Source organism: Psychroserpens sp. Hel_I_66, from assembly GCF_000799465.1.
Lineage (GTDB): Bacteria > Bacteroidota > Bacteroidia > Flavobacteriales > Flavobacteriaceae > Psychroserpens.
This window is the reverse complement of sequence record NZ_JUGU01000001.1, coordinates 1,044,176-1,065,664: the sequence shown is the minus strand read 5'-3', so window position 1 is coordinate 1,065,664 and position 21,489 is coordinate 1,044,176. Positions and strand designations below refer to the sequence as shown.

Annotated in this window: 20 protein-coding genes; 13 read left to right on the top strand and 7 right to left on the bottom strand. The window is 32.3% G+C overall.

Annotated features, from left to right (window positions below; all coding sequences use genetic code 11):
* The 4 genes from hisA (at nt 1) to GQ40_RS04820 (ending at nt 4,287) form a co-directional block, all read left to right on the top strand.
* A complete protein-coding gene (gene hisA / locus GQ40_RS04835) occupies nt 1–717 on the top strand; it encodes a 1-(5-phosphoribosyl)-5-[(5-phosphoribosylamino)methylideneamino]imidazole-4-carboxamide isomerase (RefSeq protein WP_047551480.1) in 717 nt (238 codons plus the stop codon).
* Between the two features lie 3 nt (nt 718–720).
* Nucleotides 721–1,476 carry an imidazole glycerol phosphate synthase subunit HisF gene (gene hisF, locus GQ40_RS04830; RefSeq protein WP_047546247.1) on the top strand — a complete coding sequence of 252 codons (756 nt, stop codon included), beginning with the start codon at nt 721–723 and terminating at the stop codon, nt 1,474–1,476.
* Nucleotides 1,477–1,521: 45 nt separating this feature from the next.
* The gene (gene hisIE, locus GQ40_RS04825) at nt 1,522–2,118 is read left to right on the top strand and encodes a bifunctional phosphoribosyl-AMP cyclohydrolase/phosphoribosyl-ATP diphosphatase HisIE (protein ID WP_047546245.1); all 597 of its coding nucleotides are present in this window, start codon (nt 1,522–1,524) and stop codon (nt 2,116–2,118) included.
* Between the two features lie 441 nt (nt 2,119–2,559).
* A complete protein-coding gene (locus tag GQ40_RS04820; protein WP_047546243.1) occupies nt 2,560–4,287 on the top strand; it encodes a T9SS type A sorting domain-containing protein in 1,728 nt (575 codons plus the stop codon).
* 184 nt (nt 4,288–4,471) lie between these two features.
* On the opposite strand, the gene GQ40_RS17030 is transcribed toward GQ40_RS04820, so the two are convergent.
* Entirely contained in the window at nt 4,472–5,707 is a 1,236-nt protein-coding gene (locus GQ40_RS17030) for a S41 family peptidase (RefSeq protein ID WP_052184152.1), read from the bottom strand.
* A 96-nt stretch (nt 5,708–5,803) separates the two neighbouring features.
* Nucleotides 5,804–6,571, bottom strand: a complete 768-nt coding sequence (locus tag GQ40_RS04810; protein ID WP_231565543.1) for a LytTR family DNA-binding domain-containing protein — start codon at nt 6,569–6,571, stop codon at nt 5,804–5,806.
* A 131-nt stretch (nt 6,572–6,702) separates the two neighbouring features.
* Between GQ40_RS04810 and GQ40_RS04805 the strand changes: the two genes are divergently transcribed.
* A complete protein-coding gene (locus tag GQ40_RS04805; protein ID WP_047546239.1) occupies nt 6,703–7,485 on the top strand; it encodes a tRNA pseudouridine synthase A in 783 nt (260 codons plus the stop codon).
* A gap of 72 nt (nt 7,486–7,557) precedes the next feature.
* Here GQ40_RS04805 and GQ40_RS04800 read toward each other — a convergent pair whose 3' ends face one another.
* Nucleotides 7,558–8,145: a hypothetical protein gene (locus tag GQ40_RS04800; protein ID WP_047546237.1), complete on the bottom strand. Its 588-nt coding sequence runs from the start codon at nt 8,143–8,145 to the stop codon at nt 7,558–7,560.
* 13 nt (nt 8,146–8,158) lie between these two features.
* The gene (gene tsaD, locus GQ40_RS04795; protein ID WP_047546235.1) at nt 8,159–9,181 is read right to left on the bottom strand and encodes a tRNA (adenosine(37)-N6)-threonylcarbamoyltransferase complex transferase subunit TsaD; all 1,023 of its coding nucleotides are present in this window, start codon (nt 9,179–9,181) and stop codon (nt 8,159–8,161) included.
* Between the two features lie 106 nt (nt 9,182–9,287).
* Between tsaD and GQ40_RS04790 the strand changes: the two genes are divergently transcribed.
* From GQ40_RS04790 to GQ40_RS04775, 4 genes are all read left to right on the top strand, one after another.
* Nucleotides 9,288–13,688 carry a translocation/assembly module TamB domain-containing protein gene (locus tag GQ40_RS04790; protein WP_231565542.1) on the top strand — a complete coding sequence of 1,467 codons (4,401 nt, stop codon included), beginning with the start codon at nt 9,288–9,290 and terminating at the stop codon, nt 13,686–13,688.
* Between the two features lie 136 nt (nt 13,689–13,824).
* On the top strand, nt 13,825–14,811 hold the full coding sequence (gene pfkA, locus GQ40_RS04785; protein ID WP_047546233.1) for a 6-phosphofructokinase: 987 nt from the start codon (nt 13,825–13,827) through the stop codon (nt 14,809–14,811).
* A 49-nt stretch (nt 14,812–14,860) separates the two neighbouring features.
* Nucleotides 14,861–15,859, top strand: coding sequence for a type I glyceraldehyde-3-phosphate dehydrogenase (gene gap / locus GQ40_RS04780; protein ID WP_047546230.1), 999 nt, complete (start codon nt 14,861–14,863; stop codon nt 15,857–15,859).
* A 61-nt stretch (nt 15,860–15,920) separates the two neighbouring features.
* Complete coding sequence (locus GQ40_RS04775; RefSeq protein ID WP_047546228.1) at nt 15,921–16,781, top strand: N-acetylglucosamine kinase; 861 nt, start codon at nt 15,921–15,923, stop codon at nt 16,779–16,781.
* Nucleotides 16,782–16,867: 86 nt separating this feature from the next.
* On the opposite strand, the gene GQ40_RS04770 is transcribed toward GQ40_RS04775, so the two are convergent.
* Entirely contained in the window at nt 16,868–17,290 is a 423-nt protein-coding gene (locus GQ40_RS04770) for a hypothetical protein (RefSeq protein ID WP_047546226.1), read from the bottom strand.
* A 156-nt stretch (nt 17,291–17,446) separates the two neighbouring features.
* A complete protein-coding gene (locus GQ40_RS04765) occupies nt 17,447–17,671 on the bottom strand; it encodes a hypothetical protein (RefSeq protein WP_047546224.1) in 225 nt (74 codons plus the stop codon).
* Between the two features lie 194 nt (nt 17,672–17,865).
* Between GQ40_RS04765 and corA the strand changes: the two genes are divergently transcribed.
* The 4 genes from corA (at nt 17,866) to GQ40_RS04745 (ending at nt 21,068) form a co-directional block, all read left to right on the top strand.
* Nucleotides 17,866–18,936 carry a magnesium/cobalt transporter CorA gene (corA, locus tag GQ40_RS04760; RefSeq protein ID WP_047546221.1) on the top strand — a complete coding sequence of 357 codons (1,071 nt, stop codon included), beginning with the start codon at nt 17,866–17,868 and terminating at the stop codon, nt 18,934–18,936.
* A gap of 152 nt (nt 18,937–19,088) precedes the next feature.
* Entirely contained in the window at nt 19,089–19,994 is a 906-nt protein-coding gene (locus tag GQ40_RS04755) for a mechanosensitive ion channel family protein (RefSeq protein WP_047546219.1), read from the top strand.
* A 93-nt stretch (nt 19,995–20,087) separates the two neighbouring features.
* Nucleotides 20,088–20,303, top strand: a complete 216-nt coding sequence (locus tag GQ40_RS04750; RefSeq protein ID WP_047546217.1) for a hypothetical protein — start codon at nt 20,088–20,090, stop codon at nt 20,301–20,303.
* A gap of 84 nt (nt 20,304–20,387) precedes the next feature.
* A complete protein-coding gene (locus tag GQ40_RS04745; protein WP_047546216.1) occupies nt 20,388–21,068 on the top strand; it encodes a DUF2461 domain-containing protein in 681 nt (226 codons plus the stop codon).
* Here GQ40_RS04745 and GQ40_RS04740 read toward each other — a convergent pair.
* Nucleotides 21,061–21,450, bottom strand: a complete 390-nt coding sequence (locus tag GQ40_RS04740) for a GreA/GreB family elongation factor (RefSeq protein WP_197052650.1) — start codon at nt 21,448–21,450, stop codon at nt 21,061–21,063. The genes GQ40_RS04745 and GQ40_RS04740 overlap by 8 nt on opposite strands.
* Nucleotides 21,451–21,489: the final 39 nt, after the last annotated feature.

The following is a 21,489-nucleotide window of genomic DNA, read 5'->3' as shown; positions in this document are numbered from 1 at the left end:
ATGAGAATTATACCAGCAATAGACATCATCGAAGGAAAATGTGTGAGACTCACTAAAGGAGATTATAGCACAAAAAAAATATATAGCGAAAACCCAATTGAAATAGCCAAAATGTTTGAAGGTGCTGGAATTCAATATTTGCATTTGGTAGATTTGGATGGTGCAAAAGCCAAACAAATAGTTAACTACAAAGTGCTAGAACAAATTACCTCAAAAACCACTTTAAAGGTCGATTTTGGAGGCGGTTTGAAATCCAATGAAGATTTACACATTGCATTCAACTCTGGTGCAAAGCAAATCACAGGAGGAAGTATTGCAGTAAAAGACCCAAAAACCTTTGAGGCTTGGATATCAAAATATGGAGGTACTAAAATTATTCTTGGAGCAGATTGCAATAATGAAAAGATTGCTGTGAGTGGTTGGCAAGAAGAAAGTAATTTAGGAGTAATGCCATTTATTAAAAATTATGAAAATAAGGGTATAAATTATGTGATCTGTACTGATATAGCTAAAGATGGAATGCTTGAAGGCCCTTCGTTTGATTTGTATAAGCGAATTTTGGAAACATCTAAAAACATAAAACTAATAGCTTCGGGAGGTGTGACTTCTATTGATGATTTAAATGCTTTAGAGAATATTGGTTGTGAAGGAGCAATTATTGGAAAAGCACTTTATGAAGGACATATTAAGCTTAAAGATTTAGAAACATATTCTTAAAAGATGCTAACAAAAAGAATAATCCCTTGTCTGGACATCAAAAACGGTAGGACTGTTAAAGGTGTGAATTTTGTGGATTTGCGTGATGCTGGAGATCCCGTAGAATTGGCTAAGCAATACGCTAAACTTGGTGCAGATGAACTTGTGTTTTTAGATATTTCTGCAACATTGGAAGGTCGTAAAACCATGCACGATATGGTTTTGAAAGTCGCAGAGCACGTGAATATACCTTTTACTGTTGGTGGTGGAATTTCATCCATCGAAGATGTTGACGACTTATTGAAATGCGGTGCAGATAAAATCTCAATCAACTCAAGTGCAGTAAAACGCCCAGATTTGGTAAATCAATTATCAGAAAAATTTGGAAGTCAATGTGTGGTTGTCGCCATTGATTCTAAGCAAATTGATGGTGAATGGATCGTTCATCTAGCAGGAGGAACCATCCCAACTAAACTCAACTTATTCGATTGGGCTAAAGAAGTTGAAAAACGAGGCGCAGGAGAAATTTTGTTTACATCAATGAACAACGACGGAACTAAAAAGGGCTTCGCTAATGAGGCACTGGCTAAACTTTCCGAAGAAATTAATATTCCGATTATCGCATCGGGAGGCGCTGGTAACATGCAACATTTTGTAGATACCTTTAAAGTTGGAAAGGCTGATGCTGCTTTGGCTGCCAGTGTATTTCACTTTGGCGAGATCGAGATTTTGGATTTGAAAAAAGAATTAAGAAACAACAATATTACAGTACGACTTTAAGTCGTTACGCTGAACTTGTTTCGGCATCACATTATTTAAATAGATATGAACATAGATTACGCAAAAAATAACGGACTTGTACCAGCAATAATTCAGGATGCAATAACGAATAAAGTGTTGATGCTCGGTTATATGAATGCTGACGCAGTGAAGAAAACACTTGAAACTAAGCTTGTAACATTTTTTAGTAGAACTAAGCAACGCTTATGGACCAAAGGAGAAGAAAGTGGTAATGTACTCAATCTGGTAAGTGTAAAATTAGATTGTGATAGCGATACGCTTTTGATCAAGGTAAATCCCGAAGGCCCAACTTGCCACAAAGGTACAGATACGTGTTGGAATGAAGATAATGAACAAACTTTTGGGTTTTTATCGGATTTGGAAAAAACGATAGCACACAGAAAGAATAATGCTACGGAAGACACCTCTTATGTAGCCTCTTTGTTCGCAAAAGGAATTAATAAGATTGCTCAAAAAGTAGGAGAGGAGGCAGTTGAAGTTGTGATTGAAGCTAAAGATAATGATGATACATTATTTCTTGATGAAAGTGCAGATTTGCTGTTTCATTACATGATTTTATTACAAGCAAAGGGTTTTAAATTAAATGATGTCGTTGATGTTTTAAAAAGTCGTGAGAAATAATTTTCTCCCAATATCAAATTTTTGATTAGTTAGGCAATTTTAATAATTGTGGTTTTTCAATTAAATAGCATGTTTAATTTGATAGCCCTTTATTCTTATAAAAAAATAATCTAAAAATTTTCTTCCGCTTTAAATTTCAGTAGAAATTAAAGAACATAAAATTTAAATAGGTAATTATACTTCAAATAAGTTAAGAGCTATTGGTATTGAGGTTTATTTTATTTTTGTTCTTGTTCGATTGAAAAATGAAATTGATAATACTGTACATTTCGACAAAAAATTTACTTGATAATAAGAAATAAATGCATTTTGTCGAATATATTTACCTTTCAACGAATATATTTTGTTTTTAATCGATTTTATTTTCAAAAAATATCTTTTTTTTGAGTTTTTTATATGTTTGTAAACCACACTCTTAACACATATTAAAAACTCAAATTTATGAAAAAACTATTACCTACTTTCGTTTTTTTCTCTGTTTTGATTGGCTTTAATAATGTCAGTTCACAAGAAAAACAAAAAACAAATTTTGAACAAAAAATTGTTCTTGATGATTCCAATCCCTCCGAATCGACTCAAAGATTAGTGCCCATAAATTATATTTATGATGATGGTTGGATACCTAGCAACCCAATAGGTGAAGTAAATTCAATTGATTCTATTTTTTTAGAATCTGGAACTGTACATATTTCCGCTAATACAGTTTGTGAAGCATTGGTTGTTAATCCTGGTGCAACTGTAATCATTGACGAGAATATTACCCTAACCACTGTTTCTGTAGATTTATATTCTACATCTAGTCTCTATTCAAGTCTAGTTTCAGATGGAACAATTATTGGCACAGTAAACTATCATAGGTATACCTCCCAAATTGGTATAAATGATTTAATTTCCTCACCACTTTCTGGTGATGTTTTTGGAGACTTTGAGCAATTGAATATTGGTAAGTTGGCTGCCTCTGGAGACTTAAGAGCATTTGCCCCTTTTATGACATCTGCTGGATCGTATCAAAATTATGATATTATTACTAATGCAGCGACTGGTATCGAATCTGGAATTGGCTATAGAGCAGCAACGATTGATGGAATTGCATTAACATTTACTGGAACAGTAAGAACAGATGATGTATTGGATATTCCAATTTCAGATGCAACAGCTGGTGGTTCTTGGAACCTGATTGGTAATCCATACCCATCATACATTGATTTTAATGCATTTTTCGCTTTGAATAAATCGCAGTTAGACGGTGGATCTTATCAGTCTATTTATGGATATAACGGAGATCCAACAAGTGGATGGACCGTTTGGAATCAAGCTACATTAGATTCTCCAATTGAAACAGAAATGATCGCTCCTGGTCAAGGATTTTTTGTTAAGGCTAAATCTGGAGGAGGACTTATTGATTTTACAACTTCTATGCGATGTGAAGGAGGTACTGATGATTTTATTTTAGGGAGATCAGAGACAACATCCCCTCATTATGGTTTTATTAAATTAGGAATAGAATCTGATAGCCAAACCTTTAACACCGATTTTTATTTCAATAGTAATGCTACAACTGGTTTTGATCCTGGATATGATTCTGGACTTTACAATCAAAACCCTACTGCACTTTCAATTAGCTCACGTTTAGTTGAAAATGATCAAGGAATGCTTTTTGGTATTCAGTCTTTGAACCCAGATGCTATGTACGACATCGAAGTACCTTTAAATGTAACTGCAGACCAAGGTCAACAAATTACATTTAGCATTTTAAATACTGATATGCCAGAAACTATCGATATCTATCTTGATGACCTTATAAATAACACATCTACTCTTTTAACCAATAGCGATCATGTGTTCACACCAACAACCGATATATCTGGGACAGGTCAGTTTTTGGTAAGATTTTCATCAAATGCTTTAAGTGATAAGAACCCAACTTTAGATGCGGTTAATATTTTTAGTGACACTACAAATAAAACTATTGTGATCACAGGTCAAATTGAGAATCATACAAAAGCTAACGTGTTTGATGTTAATGGTCGTATGATTACCTCACATAATTTAAGTTCAAACCTTGATAGAAATATTATTGCTGTTAGTCAATTAAGCGCTGGTATCTACATATTAGAGTTAGAAGACAATTCAAATACCAGAAGAACTCAAAAACTTGTAATTAGGTAATTATACTTTTAAAGTTTTATCTAATTCTTATAGCTGCTATATTTAAAAGATATAGCAGCTATTTTTTTAATGGTATGTCATTAAAAAAAACTGTCACCAAAGTTAATTGGTGACAGTATTAATGTCTAATGAAAATTTAAGAAAGTGTAATCATGCATTAGAACCATGTTTACGTTTTAGATTGTTATTTATTTTCAGAAGCTATGATTTCCAAAGTTTGCTCTACCCAGTCTTTATCAAAATCAAGCGGTATTTCTGGGAAAATGCCTTTACCTTCAAACTCTATAAATTTGTGAAAATTCATATCGGTAGGAGTAATTTCAAAATTACCAGATGGCAAATCATATACATAACCGTAATTCATGCCATAGGCGATAACACCTCTTGTGGTTTGTCCTAAGTGTTTTGAGTTTTTAAGTTTTTTCAACTCATGTGTAAATTGCTCACCATTACTACCTGTAAAACAATTTGTGAGCACATAAACATTTTTGTTTTTTAATAATTTCAAATAAGGGTCTGAATATTTATCATTGCCACCACTGTTGCTTCTAAGATCTACAATCACATTTTCAGCAGTTAGTTTACTTTTAACTTCATCATAGAATGAGTTATGCTTTTTACGGTCACGATTACTAAAGGTGCCTAAATAAATATACTGTGTGCTATCGTTAATGCTTTTAAATTCCCAATTAGATTGTTCTTTTATTGGCAATTCATGGTTAAAATTATTTCCATCTTTTTTGTAAGACCAAAGGCGACCGTTTTCTAAAGAAATACTTTTTACAAATCCAGGTTTTCTGGTATCTGCATCATAATAATAAAGATTATATTTATTGTCATTGGTATGTATCGCTCGAAATCTAACCTCTCCGACTTCCCATTGGCTCAGCGTGTTTTCCAATAAAACGCCAATGTATTCCTTTTTTTCTTCGGAAAAATAAACGCCTATTTTCTGAAATTCGCCATAATTATAAATACCCTCTATAGCATCCAAAGGTTTTGCTTCGAGCTTTTGTTTTAGATCTTTGAGATCAATATTAATTTTTGGATGATTTTTAAAATCTTCTGAAGATTTAAAAGATGCTAATTTTAAACTGTCTTCAATTATGTCTTTTGAAATGATTTCATTTTTATAAGATAGACTAAAATGTACATCATTAACTAAAAGCGTTTGTTGCAATAATAATTTGTAGCATTCTTCTACTGGTAGAGGTGTTTTCATTTTAGAAGCCAGTTCTTGATATGTATTCTCAAAAAGATCCTTTTTGTCACCTTTAACCTGTTTTTTAAAAGAGGTCATTTTTTGCATTTTTTCGACGACAAAATCCAAGTCTTTTTTACAATCACAAGTTTTACTTTGTGCAAATATAGAAGAGAAGGAAAAAACTAAAAAGAGACTAAATGTTGCTAAATTTTTCATGATAATTGATTTTTGTTTGATTAAACTTTCTGAAACAAATGTATTTCAGAAATCACAAGTAATTCAATTATAATGTGCGTTTGGGGTGAAATACACTTAGTCTGTGGTGAAATTTAATTCCCTTTTTACATCAACGAGATAAGTTTTGGAAATAGGCACTTCTATAGATTGCGACAGGTTTAAAATATGCTTTCCTTTTTCAGTTTTCCAGGATTGAAAATGAAACGGATTGATTAAAAATCCGCGATGCGTTCGCAATAATTCAGGGAAGGTATCAGACACTTTTGAAAGTGTATTTCTAATCAAACTTTTTTTAAGCTCATTTCCGTCGAGATAAAAGACTTCCACATAATTATCAGAGGATTGGATACAGATCAAATCTTTCAGCAATAATCTCAAACTTTCATAGTGTCCTTCGCCTTGAATTTCAATTTTTTCTTCCTCAAGTTTCTTGTCTTTATATTTTCCGAAGGCAAAACGACCAATTATGATAATAGGCAAAATGGTTAAAAGAGCTGGAAATATGATAGATTTTAGATGGTACCAAAAACTGTAGGCGTTTGGGTGCCAATCTACAATAACCTGCAAATAAAATAAGCGCAGTGAAAAGATGGCGGTTACCACAAAAATAGAAAATATGAGTACCTCACTGGAGAAGCTCCAAATATTGTTCTTTTTTTTAAACCACCACACTTGAAACGGTAATACAATAACATAAAGCGCTGCGCCAACTAGTCCATAAAGCGGTAAATAGATGAGTTTTTCTTGGTTGTTAAAGTCACTCACATCTAATGGCTCTGTAAAATATAAGAATACAAAAATCCAAATGGCCAATCCCAGAGCAATGAGAAAGTGGTGTTTCAACGAAGGATCAAACGGATAGTTTTTATACACAAAAAAGAATTATGGTTAAAAATAAAGCTTCAATTTAAAACTACCAATAAGTATGTATTTAAAAATTTTGTAAAAACCTGTAAAATAACGTTCTTGCTTTTATGTTCGAGAAACGCTATTACTATTTAATTAGGATTCAATATTTGGGTTACCGTTTTCATGGTTGGCAAAAACAGCCAAAACTAAAAACGGTGCATTTAATGATTGACAGAACCTTTAATTTTATTCTCGATGGGAAACCCTTTAAGACTTTAGGTTCTGGTCGTACCGATGCTATGGTTTCTGCCAATGAAACTGCCTTTGAGCTTTTTGTTTATGAGAAAATTGAAGATGAAACTGCTTTTCTGGAGCTTTTTAATTATAACCTTCCGCAGGATTTGAGAGCTCTGGAAATTGAGGAAGTCGATGCAAATTTCAATATCATTCAAAACTCAAAATTAAAGGAATATGTGTATTTATTTACCTTCGGAAAAAAATGCCATCCCTTTTGTGCACCATTTATGACGACCATTCTTTATGATCTCGATATTGACATTATGAAACAAGGCGCTCAACTTTTTGAAGGTACCCATAATTTTAAACCTTATTGTTTTAGAGCAACAGATAACGGATTATACGAACGCACAATTGATAGTTGCGAGTTGGTTGAAAACACATTATTTACTGCGAGTTTTTTTCCAGAGAATACCTATAACTTAATTGTAAAAGGCAAAGGCTTTGCTAGAAACCAAATACGACTTATGATGGGAACACTCATTAAGTTGGGTAGAGGAGAGGTAAGCTTAAATTATATTGAAAATTCCCTAAAGCCCGAAAGCAATGAGGTTATGGATTATGTGGCTCCAGCGTCTGGTTTGATATTGAATTCGGTGGAGTTTGAATAGAGTTTCTCTCTCTCGCAGAGGCGCAAAGGCGCAAAGCGTTATGTGATTACACTTGTATTCTTCTATTTTACTTCAAATTTTTACAGGCTTTTTAATTAAATAAGTGATAAAAACCATAGCGCAAAAAAGTATACACTTTTCTACTATGTAAGATGTCATTAAAATTAAAATTTCAGCATTATAAGACGTGTCTTTAATCCATTCTTGCCTGTTATACGAAGCAACAATGATTACAAATCTTTCGAAAAATGATCCTGAGAATAGAGAGATAATCAATACAAATAAAGCGATAAGAGTTGTATAGCGCATTTTATAAGTTATTTTTCTTATCCAAAATAATTGAAGTAAAGCACAAAAAATTAGCGGTCTTAAAAGCATATACCAATATGCCCAAGCGTAAGGTCCCGTAGCTCTTATGTTAAAAAAATCAAATTCATTAGATGAATAATAAATAGTTAGAGACGATAAATAGATAATAAAGTAGAATATTGCTAAATATTTCGCAACCAGTATAGACTGATATATAAAAATTTTTAATTCTTCGTTTTTGAATAATAGATAAACTGATAAAACTAAAAGGGTAACAAAACCAAAACCAAAGAATAGACCGTCTAAAAAATCACATAATATTCTATTAATTTTATAAACTTCTGTATCCATTCAATTGTTGATTCTAAATCTTCAGTCTACTAGAAGCCATCACACTCTGTTCAGCATAATCACCTTCTAAAAACTTCAAATGTCCAACAATGGCGATCATTGCTGCATTATCTGTAGTGTATTCAAATTTTGGTATATAAGTTGTCCATCCAAATTTTTGCTCACCATCTTTTAATGCTTTTCTAATCCCAGAGTTCGCCGATACGCCTCCACCAATTGCAATATGTTTGATCCCGGTTTGTTTGGTTGCTAACTTTAGCTTGTCCATTAAAATCCCGATAATCGTGTACTGAATTGACGCACAAATGTCATTGAGATGTTCTTCAATGAAACTTGGGTTTTTTTTAACCTCTTTTTGTACAAAATAAAGGATTGCGGTTTTTAATCCAGAGAAACTAAAATTCAGTCCGTCAACTTTTGGTTTGGTAAATTGAAACGCTTTCGGGTTTCCTAATTTTGCTCTCCTATCAATTTCTGGACCAGCAGGATAGCCGAGGCCTAAGATTTTCCCGCTTTTATCAAACGCCTCACCAACTGCATCGTCAATAGTTTCACCAATAACTTCCATACCAAAATGGGAGCTCACATTTACAATTTGAGTGTGACCACCAGAAATGGTCATCGCCAAAAAGGGGAAGATTGGTTTTTCAAATTCTTCTTCTTCAATAAAATGTGCTAAAATATGGGCTTGCATATGGTTAACATCAATTAAAGGGATGTTTAAACCATAAGCTAAAGACTTCGCAAAAGAGGTCCCAACTAAAAGAGAACCCATTAAACCGGGACCGCGAGTAAATGCAATAGCGCTTAATTGGGATTTTTCAATATTCGCTTTTTTAAGTGCTTGATCAACAACAGGAACAATGTTTTGTTGGTGTGCCCTAGAGGCTAATTCTGGAACAACACCACCATACGCCTCATGTATTTTTTGATTGGCGACTATATTGCTTAAAATCTTACCGTTACACATCACAGCAGCAGCAGTATCATCACAAGATGACTCAATAGCGAGAATATATATTTTTTGTGAGCTCATTAATATAAATTAGGCACAATAATTGTTAATTTTGAGGTCAAAGTTATAACTTTCAGGTCGTATCAAAAAATTCCTAAAAATAGTATCAAAGATATTAGCAATAATTTTGCTGTTGTTCATCATTTTGGTGCTTATTTTATCTATTCCAGCTGTCCAAACCAGTTTAGGAAAATACGTCACAAAAGAACTTAACGATCAATACGGTACAAATATAAATATTGGTAAAGTTGGCCTCCAATTTAATGGTGATGTAGAGCTCAAAGAAGTTTATATCGAAGATTATAAAAAAGACACGCTTATTGCCATTAATGAGTTAAACACTTCAATTCTCAATTATAGAAATATTTCAAATGGCAAATTAACTTTTGGTGATATTGATATCATGGATTTGACGTTCAATGTGAAGAAGTACAAGGGCGAGCCAAGTACGAATTTCGATGTTTTTATCGCCAAATTCGCTGAAAACAATCCAAGAAATGATGACAATAGTTTCTTAATGTCGTCCAGTGATGTGTCTATTTACGATGGTAAATTCAGATTAATTGATGAAAACAGAGAGACAGAAAAAGTTTTAGAGTTTTATGATTTAAATATCAATGCTACCAACTTTGTGATTGCAGACAGTGATGTCAATCTTCGAGTCAATACATTAAATTTTAAGGATAGTAGAGGCGCGTATGTCAAAAATATGGTAACCGATTTTGAATACACGCTAGACCATATGAGCTTTAATAATTTAAGTATAAAGACTGAAAAATCTAATCTCCTCGGAAATGTGCGTTTTGACTACAATCGAGAAGATTTTAAAGATTTTGAGGATAAAGTTAAAGTGACAGCAAATTTTAAGGATTCAGAAGTTTTTCTAAACGATCTAAATACGTTTTATAATGAATTTGGCATCAATCAAAAAGCAAAATTAGATGTAAATCTCACAGGAACGCTTAATGATTTAACTGCTCAAAACCTAAGGTTAAATGCCAGCGGAAGAAGTAAGATTTACGGAGATATCACCTTCAAAAACCTTTTTAGTAAAGACACTGGTGATTTTTCAATGAATGGTCGTTTTGATAATTTATCATCCAACTATTACGATTTAACCGCTTTACTGCCAAATATTTTAGGAAAATCAATTCCTTCAGTATTTACAAAATTAGGGGATTTTACAATTACTGGCACATCCTTTATCACAGATACTACAATTGATGCAGATATTAAAATCTTTACAGGTTTAGGTGTGATTGTTTCAGACATGAAAATGACTCGCGTTGATGATATTGACAATGCGAGCTATGTAGGTAATGTTGTTTTTGATGAATTTGACCTGGGTGTGTTGCTTAACGATGAAAAAATAAAAACCACATCATTTGATTTAGATGTAAATGGAAAAGGTTTTACACTTAAAAACCTAAGCACTCAAGTTACTGGGAATATATTGCATTTAAATTATAATGATTACAATTACCAAGATATTGATATTTCAGGAAAGCTTGGAAGCCAGATTTTTAATGGTCTATTAGAGTCAAGAGATAAAAACTTTAAATTTAAATTTGATGGTCTTGCAGATTTATCCCAAAATATAAATTCGCTCGATTTTAAGGCAAATGTAGAATATGCAAATCTTCGTGCATTGAATTTTATTACTAAAGACAGTATTTCTGTTTTTAGAGGAAATGTGATCACTTCCATAAAAGGTTCAACCATCGATGATGCCTACGGAACATTGAATTTTGAAAACACAACTTATATTAACGAGAATGAAGAATATTTTTTTAAGGATTTCAAGATAGAATCCAAGTTCGAAGATGAAAAAAGAATTCTAACAATCAATTCACCAGATATTGTTGAAGGTAGCATGAGCGGAAATTTCAAGTTTGCAGATATAGGTAAGCTTGTAGAAAATTCCGTAGGAAGCATTTATACCAATTATATACCAAATAAGATAGAGACCGACCAGTACTTGGAGTTCGATTTTAGAATATACAATAAAATCGTTGAAGTCTTTTACCACGAACTAGAGCTTGGTCCCAATACAAGAGTCAAAGGTCGTATCGAGACCGATGAGAAGCAATTTAACCTCACATTCAATTCTCCACAAATAAAACTGTTTAATTATTTTGCAAATGATATTTCTATATTAATAGATAATAGCAACCCTTTGTTTAATACCTATATTGAAATTGATACATTGAGTACAAAGTATTATGATGTATCAAAATTTAGTCTAATTAATGTGACGCAACGTGATACGCTTTTTATTAAATCTGAATTTAAAGGCGGAAAAACAAATACAGATGACTTTAATCTCAGTATGTATTATACCATAGATGAAACGAATAAATCTGTTGTTGGTTTTAGAAAATCTGAAGTTACTTTTAAAGAGAACAAATGGACAATAAACGACGATAAAAACAAAAAGAATAAAATTGCCTTTACCAGAGATTTTAAAAACTTTGATATAAGTGAAATGGTGATGAACCATTTTGATGAGCGTATTGAGCTTTCCGGAGAAATAAAAGGAGATGATTTTAAGGATTTAAAATTAGATTTTACAGATGTAGATTTATCAAAAATCACACCTAGATTAGACAGTCTCACGCTTGATGGTAGAGTTAATGGTAAATTGGACGTTCTTCAAAAAGAAGGTATTTATGTACCAAAATCAAATGTCATTGTAAGTGATTTTAAAGTAAATGATTATGAATTGGGAGAACTTAATGCCAGTATAAAAGGAAATCAATCATTGACTGATTATACAGTAGATGTCACCCTTAAAAATGATAATTTAAAATCTTTGGACGCAAAAGGGACTATTGATATAGATAATAATCTTATCGATCTAGATGTCAAGTTTGAGGAGTTTTTGTTAGACCCGTTAGATCCCTTGGGAGCTGGTGTAATTACTAATATTAGGGGCTTGGTAACAGGTCGTGCCAATGTCACGGGAAGTTTAAAAGAACCACAATTTAATGGCGATTTGTTACTGGACAATGCTGGTCTAACCATACCTTATCTCAATATTGATTATAGTTTTGATTTTGATTCTCAGGTAAAATTAGAATCCCAACGGTTTATTTTTCAAGAAGTTGAAATTACAGATTCCGAATACTTCTCCAAAGCAATTCTCAACGGGTTTATAAGCCATCAAAATTTCTCAGACTGGAAGTTAGGATTAGAAATTGATACAGATAGACTGTTGGTTTTAAATACCACTTACGACGAGGAAGAATTATACTACGGAACAGCATTTGTTGACGGGACAGCTGAAATTTCTGGACCAACAGAGAATTTAAAAATAGAGTTCAACGGGAGCACAGCACAAGGTACGATATTCAAAATACCACTAAGTGATTTAGAGAGTTATGGCGACAACTCATATATTCATTTTTTAAGTCCTGAAGAAAAAGATGCACGTGTGAGAGGAGAAATAATCAATAATACCGAAGTTAAAGGACTAGAACTGGAATTCAATCTCTTTGTAAATCCTTATGCAGATATTGAAATTGTAATCGACAGAAACTCTGGAAGCACAATTCAAGGAAAAGGAAATGGAAATCTTTTATTTGATATCAATACCAACGGAAAGTTTCAAATGTTTGGAGATTTCCAAATTGTAGAAGGGACGTATAACTTTGCTTATGGAGGTTTAATTCAGAAGAAATTAACCGTACAGCCCAACGGGTATATTCGTTGGGAAGGAGATCCTTTAAAAGCTCAGGTTGGCTTAACTGCTGTTTATGAAACCAGAGCAAACCCATCCGTACTATTAGATGCGCCAATCAATAGAAGTATTGATGTAGAGGTAGAAATTAATCTTTCTGGGCAACTGGAACAGCCAGATCCAAATTTTACGTTTAATTTTCCAAATGTAGAATCTACTATAAAATCTGAATTGGATTATAGATTAGAAACGAGAGAAAGCAGGGAAAACCAAGCCTTATTTCTATTAACTACAGGATCATTTGCAAGTGAGGTAAGTTTGGGCCAGCAGGCTTATGGTACAATTTCAGATAGGGTAAACTCCTTTTTCAATAGTTTTTTAACCGATAATGATGGCAAACTACAGGCCAGCTTTTCATACGAAGCAGGAGCGGTAACTACAGATTATCAAACCGATGATAGGCTTGGTCTCACATTGAGCACAAAAATTAGCGATAGAGTATTGATTAATGGTAAGGTTGGAGTACCTATTGGAGGTGTCAATCAAACTGTAATTGCGGGAGATGTTCAAATTGATGTGTTGTTAAATGATGATGGGACATTAAAAGCAACGTTTTTCAATAGAGAAAACAGTATTAGAAATTTTGGTGAAGAGATTGGTTATACGCAAGGTGCAGGTTTAGCTTATAATGTTGAGTTTGATACCTTCAAAGAATTAATCCAGATTATTTTCTCCGGAAAAAATAAAAAGAAAGAAGAGCCAAAAGAAAAGAAAAATGAAGAAGATGACCAAAGTATGACTCCAGATTACATAAATATCAAGTCAGATAAAAGCTCTAAAAGCAATTAATACCTAACTTTTTTAACAATTTTCATATTATTTATTAACGAAAACGTTTGAGTTTTTATCACCTTGTTAAATAAACTGAAAATCCACTTTTTATTAACTTTAGTTTGTTAGATTTACTTTTTGAAACATAAAAATGATGTCAAAAAAGATAAACAAAATAGGTGTTTTTACTTCTGGAGGAGATTCTCCAGGAATGAATGCTGCAATTAGATCTGTAGTTAGAACCTGTGCATTTCATAATATTGAATGTGTTGGGATTTACAGAGGTTACGAAGGCATGATTGAAGGCGATTTCAAATCTATGGATGCTCGTAGCGTAAAAGGAATTATAAATAAAGGCGGGACCGTTCTAAAATCGGCTCGATCATTAGAGTTCAAAACTCCGGAAGGCAGAAAACAAGCACACAAACATTTAAGTGAGGCAAATATTGATGCTTTGGTTGCAATTGGTGGTGATGGTACGTTTACTGGAGCTATGATTTTCAATCAGGAATTTGATTTTCCTGTTATGGGAATCCCTGGAACGATAGATAATGATATCTTCGGAACTTCTCATACTCTTGGTTACGATACAGCACTCAATACAGTTGTAGAGGCAGTTGATAAAATAAGAGATACAGCGAGTTCACATAACAGACTCTTTTTTGTAGAAGTTATGGGGCGTGATGCTGGACATATTGCATTAAATGTAGGCATTGGAGCGGGAGCTGAAGAAATTCTAATTCCAGAAGAAGATTTAGGTTTAGATCGTTTGTTAGATTCACTACGTCGAAGTAAACATACTGGTAAATCATCAAGCATTGTTATAGTTGCAGAAGGAGATAAAATTGGTAAAAACGTATTTGAACTAAAAGATTATGTGGAGGAAAACATGATCGAGTATGATGTTCGTGTTTCTGTTTTAGGCCATATGCAACGTGGTGGTTCACCATCTTGTTTTGATCGGGTACTTGCCAGTAGAATGGGAGTTAAAGCTGTAGAATGCTTATTGCATGGCGAAACCAATTTAATGGTTGGCTTGTTAAATGATAAGATTGCGGTAACACCATTAGATCAAGCGGTAAAAGGAAAGTCTGAAATTAATATGGAGCTCTTGAGAGTTTCAGATATAATGTCAACATAATATTTCCGAAGAAAAAAAATAAAAATTAATAGTAATAAATAACAAAAAAATGTCAAATTTAAAATTAGGAATAAACGGTTTTGGTAGAATTGGTAGAATCGTATTTAGAGCAGCAGTACAACGTGATGTAGAGGTAGTAGCAATTAACGATTTACTGGATGTAGAGCACTTAGCTTACTTATTAAAATATGATTCTGTTCATGGACGTTTTGATGGAACTGTAGAAGTAAAAGATGGTCATTTGGTTGTTAATGGAAAAACGGTAAGAGTTACTGGAGAAAGAGATCCTAAAAATTTGAAGTGGGATGAAGTTGGAGCTGATGTGGTTGCAGAATGTACAGGTATTTTTACAACTTTAGAAACTGCAGATTACCATATCCAAGCAGGAGCTAAGAAAGTAGTTATTTCTGCACCAAGTAAAGATGCACCAATGTTTGTAATGGGTGTGAATGACAATGAATTAAACAGTGATCACAAAATAGTATCAAATGCATCTTGTACAACAAATTGTTTAGCACCTTTAGCTAAAGTTATTGAAGATAATTTTGGACTGGAAGAAGGCCTAATGACAACGATACATGCAACAACAGCGACTCAATTGACTGTTGATGGTCCATCTAAAAAAGATTACAGAGGTGGTAGAAGTGCGTTGTTAAATATCATACCTGCTTCAACAGGAGCAGCAAAAGCTGTAGGGAAAGTGTTTCCTAAAGTTGATGGTAAACTTACAGGTATGGCATTTAGAGTACCAACAGCAGATGTGTCTGTTGTGGATTTAACATTTAGAACAAAGAAAGAAACATCATTAGAAGAAATTAAGGCAGCATTTAAAAAAGCATCTGAAGGTTCAATGAAGGGTGTTTTAGGATATACAGATGAGCTGGTAGTATCTCAAGATTTTGTGAGTGATCCAAGAACGAGTATTTTTGATGCTGATGCAGCTATAGAATTAAACAGTAAATTCTTTAAAGTGGTTTCTTGGTATGACAATGAGTTTGGATATTCAAACAAATTGGTAGACTTAGCTCAAAAAGTAAATTCTTTATAATATTCATTTATAAATCCGTAGTAAACTAGTTTTCCTACGGATTTATTTTTTACATTCACTTATGATTTTAATTGTTGATAGTGGCTCTACAAAATGTGATTGGATTGCAGTAGATAATAATGGCGTACAATTACAAGAAAAGATCCGCACAAAAGGGCTTAATCCTGCTATTCTTAAAGAAAAGAAACTCAAAAAGATTATTAGAAACAGTGATGAACTCATGGTGATAAAAAACCAAGTGTCTCACGTATTTTTTTATGGAGCAGGTTGTGGTACAGAGAAACCAAAAACAATGTTAGCCCATGTTCTACAGTTTATTTTTTTAAATGCTATTGTAGAAGTTCAAGAAGATACTATGGCAGCAGTAAGAGCAACAATCAATAGTGATAATGAAGCTGCAGTGGTTTGTATTATGGGCACTGGATCTAACTGTAGTTATTATGATGGGCAAAGGTTACATCAACGTGTCATTTCCTTAGGATATACACTTATGGATGATGCCTCTGGTAATTACTTCGGAAAAGAGCTCATCAAAGATTATTATTATAATCAAATGCCAGAGGATATTAAAATAGCGTTTGAGCATAAGTACAATCTAGAAGCAGATTACATAAAATACAATTTATACAAACAACCAAACCCTAATGCATATTTGGCAAACTTCGCAGAATTCATGTTCTTGAACAAAGATTCAAAATACATGAATAAACTAATTAAGGACGGTATTAAGCAATTTGCTATAAATATGATTTTTCAATATGAAGAAGAACTTAAATCGGTACCCGTTCATTTTGCAGGATCAATAGCCTATTTTTCTAAAAATGAAATAAAAGAAGTTGCTGAAGAGTTAGGATTTAAAGTTGGTAATTTTGAACGTAGACCAATAGAAGGGCTTGTGAAATACCATACCAGTAAACTTTAGCAGTTATTAAACTAAAATATTTAAAAAGGCATTAGAAATTCTAATGCCTTTTTTGGATAAAATAAGATTGGTCGGTTAGATAGTATTTACTTTATCCAATGTTTTGAGATTGCTCTTTTTGAAAACCACACAAGTATTGCACAAACAATAATAATCATGATTGGCATAAACTTATCGATCCCATCAACTTTTAGAATGTAATATATTTGCTGAAATGTAGCTGTAAAAAAAGAAATAATAAATAATATATAAGCCCATTTTTTTCTTAAGAGCAGACCAATACAAGCTATTGTGCCACTAAAAACAGCAATGGCAAAAATTGCAATGTACCATGCAGGATAATCGTAATTTGCAGCGATTTGTTGATGTGGCTCTAAATCTGCAATCATTTCATCGGTCATATAATGCATAGATAAATACGCAGCTACTCCCATGAGATTCCATAATAAAGCAATGATGCTAATAATCCAAAACCAAACAGGTGGTTTATTATTTGTAATAGTCGTCATAATTTTAAATATTAAGTTAGGTGTGTGTAATTTAATAAAATAAACGTAGACTATATATTCTTATAATAATTTGACTACCAAAAAAACAAAAAGCTCAATAAAAATTTATGGATTTCATAAACTTCTATTGAGCTTTAAAATAAGTTATATTTTTTTCTATTCTTCTACGACGTGATGTATTGGGTTTTTATCAACCCATTTTCCATTTTTTGATTCACCTAGAATAATCACATCTTTTGTTAGTTCATATTCTTTAATAGTGCGCATCATTTGCTCTTTGGTGTCTCTGTGCAATTTAATTCCACTGTTTTTACCCTTGTTTCTAATTTCGATATAAAATCCGTCTCTAAATTTTATTGGTCTTGTTGGAGGTCTTCCCATGTATATATATTTGTTGTAATCTGTGCATATTAATAAAAAAATATGCAATATGCAAGCTAATTATTAATAATTCAAAAGTAATGCTTCCAGATATAAAGAAACATTCAATTTAATAGTATCTACTAATTGACTTATAGGTAACTGTTATGATAAAAAGTTTTTATATTTTTAACTTCATATTTTACATCAATTCTATGAAAATAAAAAGAAGGAAAAAATCGTATAAAGCATCCAATTTACCTCCAGGAACAGTCACATATCAAGGAAAAAAGCAAACAGATGTCACTGCGGTTGAGGTTATAAATTATAATAATGAATCTGTTACAAGACTTGACTCCCAAAGCGTAAAAGATGCATTTAATTTAATTGGCAACAATCATGTTACCTGGATAAACATAAACGGTCTTAATAATATTGAGAATATAGAGACTTTGGGTAATCACTACAAAATTCACCCATTAACCTTAGAAGATATTGTTACTACAAATCATAGGCCTAAACTTGACGAATTTGACAAGTATCTATTTATCATTTTTAAAATGCTTTATTACAATAAGAATGATGAGTTACAGTTTGAGCACGTTAGCATGATTGTTGGTGAAGATTACGTGTTAACTTTTCAGGAGTCTGATGGTGATGTATTTGACGATTTGAGAGAACGCATCAAAAGTGCGAAAGGCAGAATAAGAAATCAAGGGGCAGATTATTTAATGTATGCCATTTTAGATGCAGTTGTAGATAATTATATGGTAATAATTGAGGCTTTCGGAGATCAAATTGAAGATCTTGAAAGTACAATTTTTGACTCTAAAGAAAGTAATAATGATACGCCTAATCAAATTCAAAATTTAAAACAGGAAGTCTTGAAGATAAGACGATCTATTTTGCCCTTACGTGAAGTGATAAACAGGTTGGAAAAATTAGAAACCTCAATAATAGAAGAAAAAACACCAAGCTATTTAAGGGATTTATATGATCACATTATTCAAGTTAGTGAATCTGTGGAGCTCTATCGAGAAATGATTTGGAGTTTAATGGATATGCACATGACTATCATTAGCAATAAAATGAACGAGATCATGAAAGTGCTTACCATAATTGCAACTATTTTTATTCCATTGACCTTTATTGCAGGTATCTACGGAATGAACTTTAAAAATATGCCAGAGCTCAATACAGAGTACGGTTATTTTGTATTATTAGGTGTCATGTTTATTCTTTTAATAATTATGCTTATCTATTTCCGAAGAAAACGTTGGCTTTAACAACCTCTTGATATCCATTAAATTCTCTTTTTATTTGAACTAAAAAGATGATGGTATGAGCAAAGGATACACTATAAATATTAACATATTTATGAGGTATCCTTTTTTTATGATACCATAATTATGAAGTAAAAATTTAAAGTAAATAGAACATGAAAGAACAATTAGACACTGCATTCGATAATCTCAAGGACAAACTTTCTGGTTGGTTCAATGCGATAATAGAAAATTTACCAAACCTAGTATTAGCGATTTTGGTATTTGTTATAGCTTTTTTTGTTTCAAGATATGTGAGCAAACTAGTACAAAAATTAGTTAGCAAAAGAGTAGAGCAAAAATCAATTAGTTTAGTAGTTTCTAGAATAGCATCTGTTATCACGGTATTAATTGGTTTGTTTATCGCTTTGGGTATTTTAAACCTCAGTCAGGCTTTAACCTCGCTACTGGCAGGAGCAGGAGTTATTGGTTTGGTCGTTGGTCTTGCTTTACAAGGCACTTTATCCAATACCGTTTCTGGAATTGTGTTATCATTTAGAGATCGAATTAGAATAGGTAACTGGGTAGAGACCAGTGGATATTCTGGTGAAGTCATGGATATTAATCTTAATACATTTATTCTTAAAGAGGCAGATAACAATATTGTTATAGTACCAAATAAAATGATCTTAGAGAACCCAATTAAAAACTTCTCACTTACCACAAGAATGAGAATATTTTTGGAGTGTGGAGTAGGGTATAAATCAGATTTAGAAAAAGTTGAAAAATTGACCAAAGAAACAATTGCAAATACGTTTGATCAAGTAGAGTCTCCAGAAGATGTAGAGTTCTACTACACCGAATTTGGGGATAGTTCAATCAACTATTTGTGTCGCTTTTGGATTGATGCCGAAAGCTTGCTGGAAAAACTAAGAGCAAAGACAAAAGCAATCATTCAAATTAAAAAAGCTTATGATAAAGAAGGTATAAATATTCCGTTCCCTATAAGAACTTTAGAATTTAACAATAAGCTATCAATTGCAGATAATCCTTCAAATGAAAAGTCTTTTTCAGAAAATTAGAATAAAATAAAATGAATTATTGTAGGTATTTATATAGAATTTACACATATTTATATTATAATTACAACTAACAATAACCAATAACTAAATAGTATGAAAAAATTAATTTTAACATTCGCATTTCTTTTTACACTTGCAACAGTATTTACAAGCTGTAGAGAAGAGAAAACTCCAGATGAAAAAGTAGAAGAGGCAATGGATGACGTCAAAGAAGATCTTGAAGATGCAAGTGATGACGTACAAGATGCTGCTGAAGATTTACAAGAAGAAGTAGAAGAAGCTGCTGAAGAAGCAAATGACGATAACTAAATAGTTTTAGATCGCTAAACTATAAAGTCCCGATATTAATCGGGACTTTTTTTTGTACTTTTAGTTCTATAAAATATGTAAAATATGCCGACAATAAAATTCTCTAAAGATATTTTAGACTTCCTTAAAAAACTCGAAAAAAATAATGATAGAGATTGGTTTAATGATCATAAAGAAGAATTTAAAACCAATCAAACAAAAGCTAAAGATGGGTTTAAATTTATTTATGATTCATTAAGCAAACATGATCTTGTAGATACATTTAAAGTATTTAGAATTTACAGGGATGTTAGGTTTTCAAAAAATAAATTACCCTATAAAACTCACTTTTCTGCATCTTTCAGTAGAAAAAAACCCGAATTGAGAGGTGGCTATTATGTGCATATCCAACCTAACAACAACTCTTTTATCGCAACTGGTTTTTGGGATCCAAATAAAGACGATTTATTAAGAATACGTAAGGAATTTGAACAAGATGATCAAGAAATTAGAGCGATAGTAAATGATAAAAAGTTTAAAAAAGTTTGGGGAGAATTTGAAGGAGACGAATTAAAAACAGCTCCAAGGGATTTTGATAAAGATCATCCTTCTATAGACCTTATAAGAAAAAAACAATTCATATTCACAAAAAAATATAATGATGAAGATGTAATTAGCGACAATTTTATTGATGATGTTAATGCATCATTCATAGCTGTAAGACCATTTTTTGACTACATGAGCGATGTATTGACTACTAATTTAAATGGAGAATCAATTATTTGATCTCTTTAATTTTATATGTGGTATTATTAAATGTAATGCTATCTCCAGCCTTTTTATTCATCAATAGCTCACCAATAGGTGAAGATTTTGAGATTATAAAATAATTCTCATTATCAATTTCAACCTTACCAATGCTAACAGCCAAAAAAAAGTTTGAGCTATCAGTTTTTACTAAACTGCCTAAAACTGCGTTTTCACTAACTATTTTAGGATTAATAAGTTTAAGCGTATCCAGCATTTTTGAGGCATCACTTAAATATTGGGCGTTCTTTTCTAGATCGCTATACAGCTTACCGTTGCCAGAATCATCTTCTCCATCACCTTTATCGTTGTTTTCAATAGAATCCTTAATCGTTTCTATTTCATCTTTATAATTGGACATACGTTTGTTAACGTACGTAAAACAAACTTCTAAAAGTTG

Bases quoted from the DNA above. Each gene is read 5' to 3' on its own strand.
- hisA (WP_047551480.1), top strand. From the start codon at position 1: ATGAGAATTATACCAGCAATAGACATCATCGAAGGAAAATGTGTGAGA.
- hisF (WP_047546247.1), top strand. From the start codon at position 721: ATGCTAACAAAAAGAATAATCCCTTGTCTGGACATCAAAAACGGTAGG.
- hisIE (WP_047546245.1), top strand. From the start codon at position 1,522: ATGAACATAGATTACGCAAAAAATAACGGACTTGTACCAGCAATAATT.
- GQ40_RS04820 (WP_047546243.1), top strand. From the start codon at position 2,560: ATGAAAAAACTATTACCTACTTTCGTTTTTTTCTCTGTTTTGATTGGC.
- GQ40_RS17030 (WP_052184152.1), bottom strand. From the start codon at position 5,707: ATGAAAAATTTAGCAACATTTAGTCTCTTTTTAGTTTTTTCCTTCTCT.
- GQ40_RS04805 (WP_047546239.1), top strand. From the start codon at position 6,703: ATGTTCGAGAAACGCTATTACTATTTAATTAGGATTCAATATTTGGGT.
- GQ40_RS04800 (WP_047546237.1), bottom strand. From the start codon at position 8,145: ATGGATACAGAAGTTTATAAAATTAATAGAATATTATGTGATTTTTTA.
- tsaD (WP_047546235.1), bottom strand. From the start codon at position 9,181: ATGAGCTCACAAAAAATATATATTCTCGCTATTGAGTCATCTTGTGAT.
- pfkA (WP_047546233.1), top strand. From the start codon at position 13,825: ATGTCAAAAAAGATAAACAAAATAGGTGTTTTTACTTCTGGAGGAGAT.
- gap (WP_047546230.1), top strand. From the start codon at position 14,861: ATGTCAAATTTAAAATTAGGAATAAACGGTTTTGGTAGAATTGGTAGA.
- GQ40_RS04775 (WP_047546228.1), top strand. From the start codon at position 15,921: ATGATTTTAATTGTTGATAGTGGCTCTACAAAATGTGATTGGATTGCA.
- GQ40_RS04770 (WP_047546226.1), bottom strand. From the start codon at position 17,290: ATGACGACTATTACAAATAATAAACCACCTGTTTGGTTTTGGATTATT.
- GQ40_RS04765 (WP_047546224.1), bottom strand. From the start codon at position 17,671: ATGGGAAGACCTCCAACAAGACCAATAAAATTTAGAGACGGATTTTAT.
- corA (WP_047546221.1), top strand. From the start codon at position 17,866: ATGAAAATAAAAAGAAGGAAAAAATCGTATAAAGCATCCAATTTACCT.
- GQ40_RS04755 (WP_047546219.1), top strand. From the start codon at position 19,089: ATGAAAGAACAATTAGACACTGCATTCGATAATCTCAAGGACAAACTT.
- GQ40_RS04750 (WP_047546217.1), top strand. From the start codon at position 20,088: ATGAAAAAATTAATTTTAACATTCGCATTTCTTTTTACACTTGCAACA.
- GQ40_RS04745 (WP_047546216.1), top strand. From the start codon at position 20,388: ATGCCGACAATAAAATTCTCTAAAGATATTTTAGACTTCCTTAAAAAA.
- GQ40_RS04740 (WP_197052650.1), bottom strand. From the start codon at position 21,450: ATGTCCAATTATAAAGATGAAATAGAAACGATTAAGGATTCTATTGAA.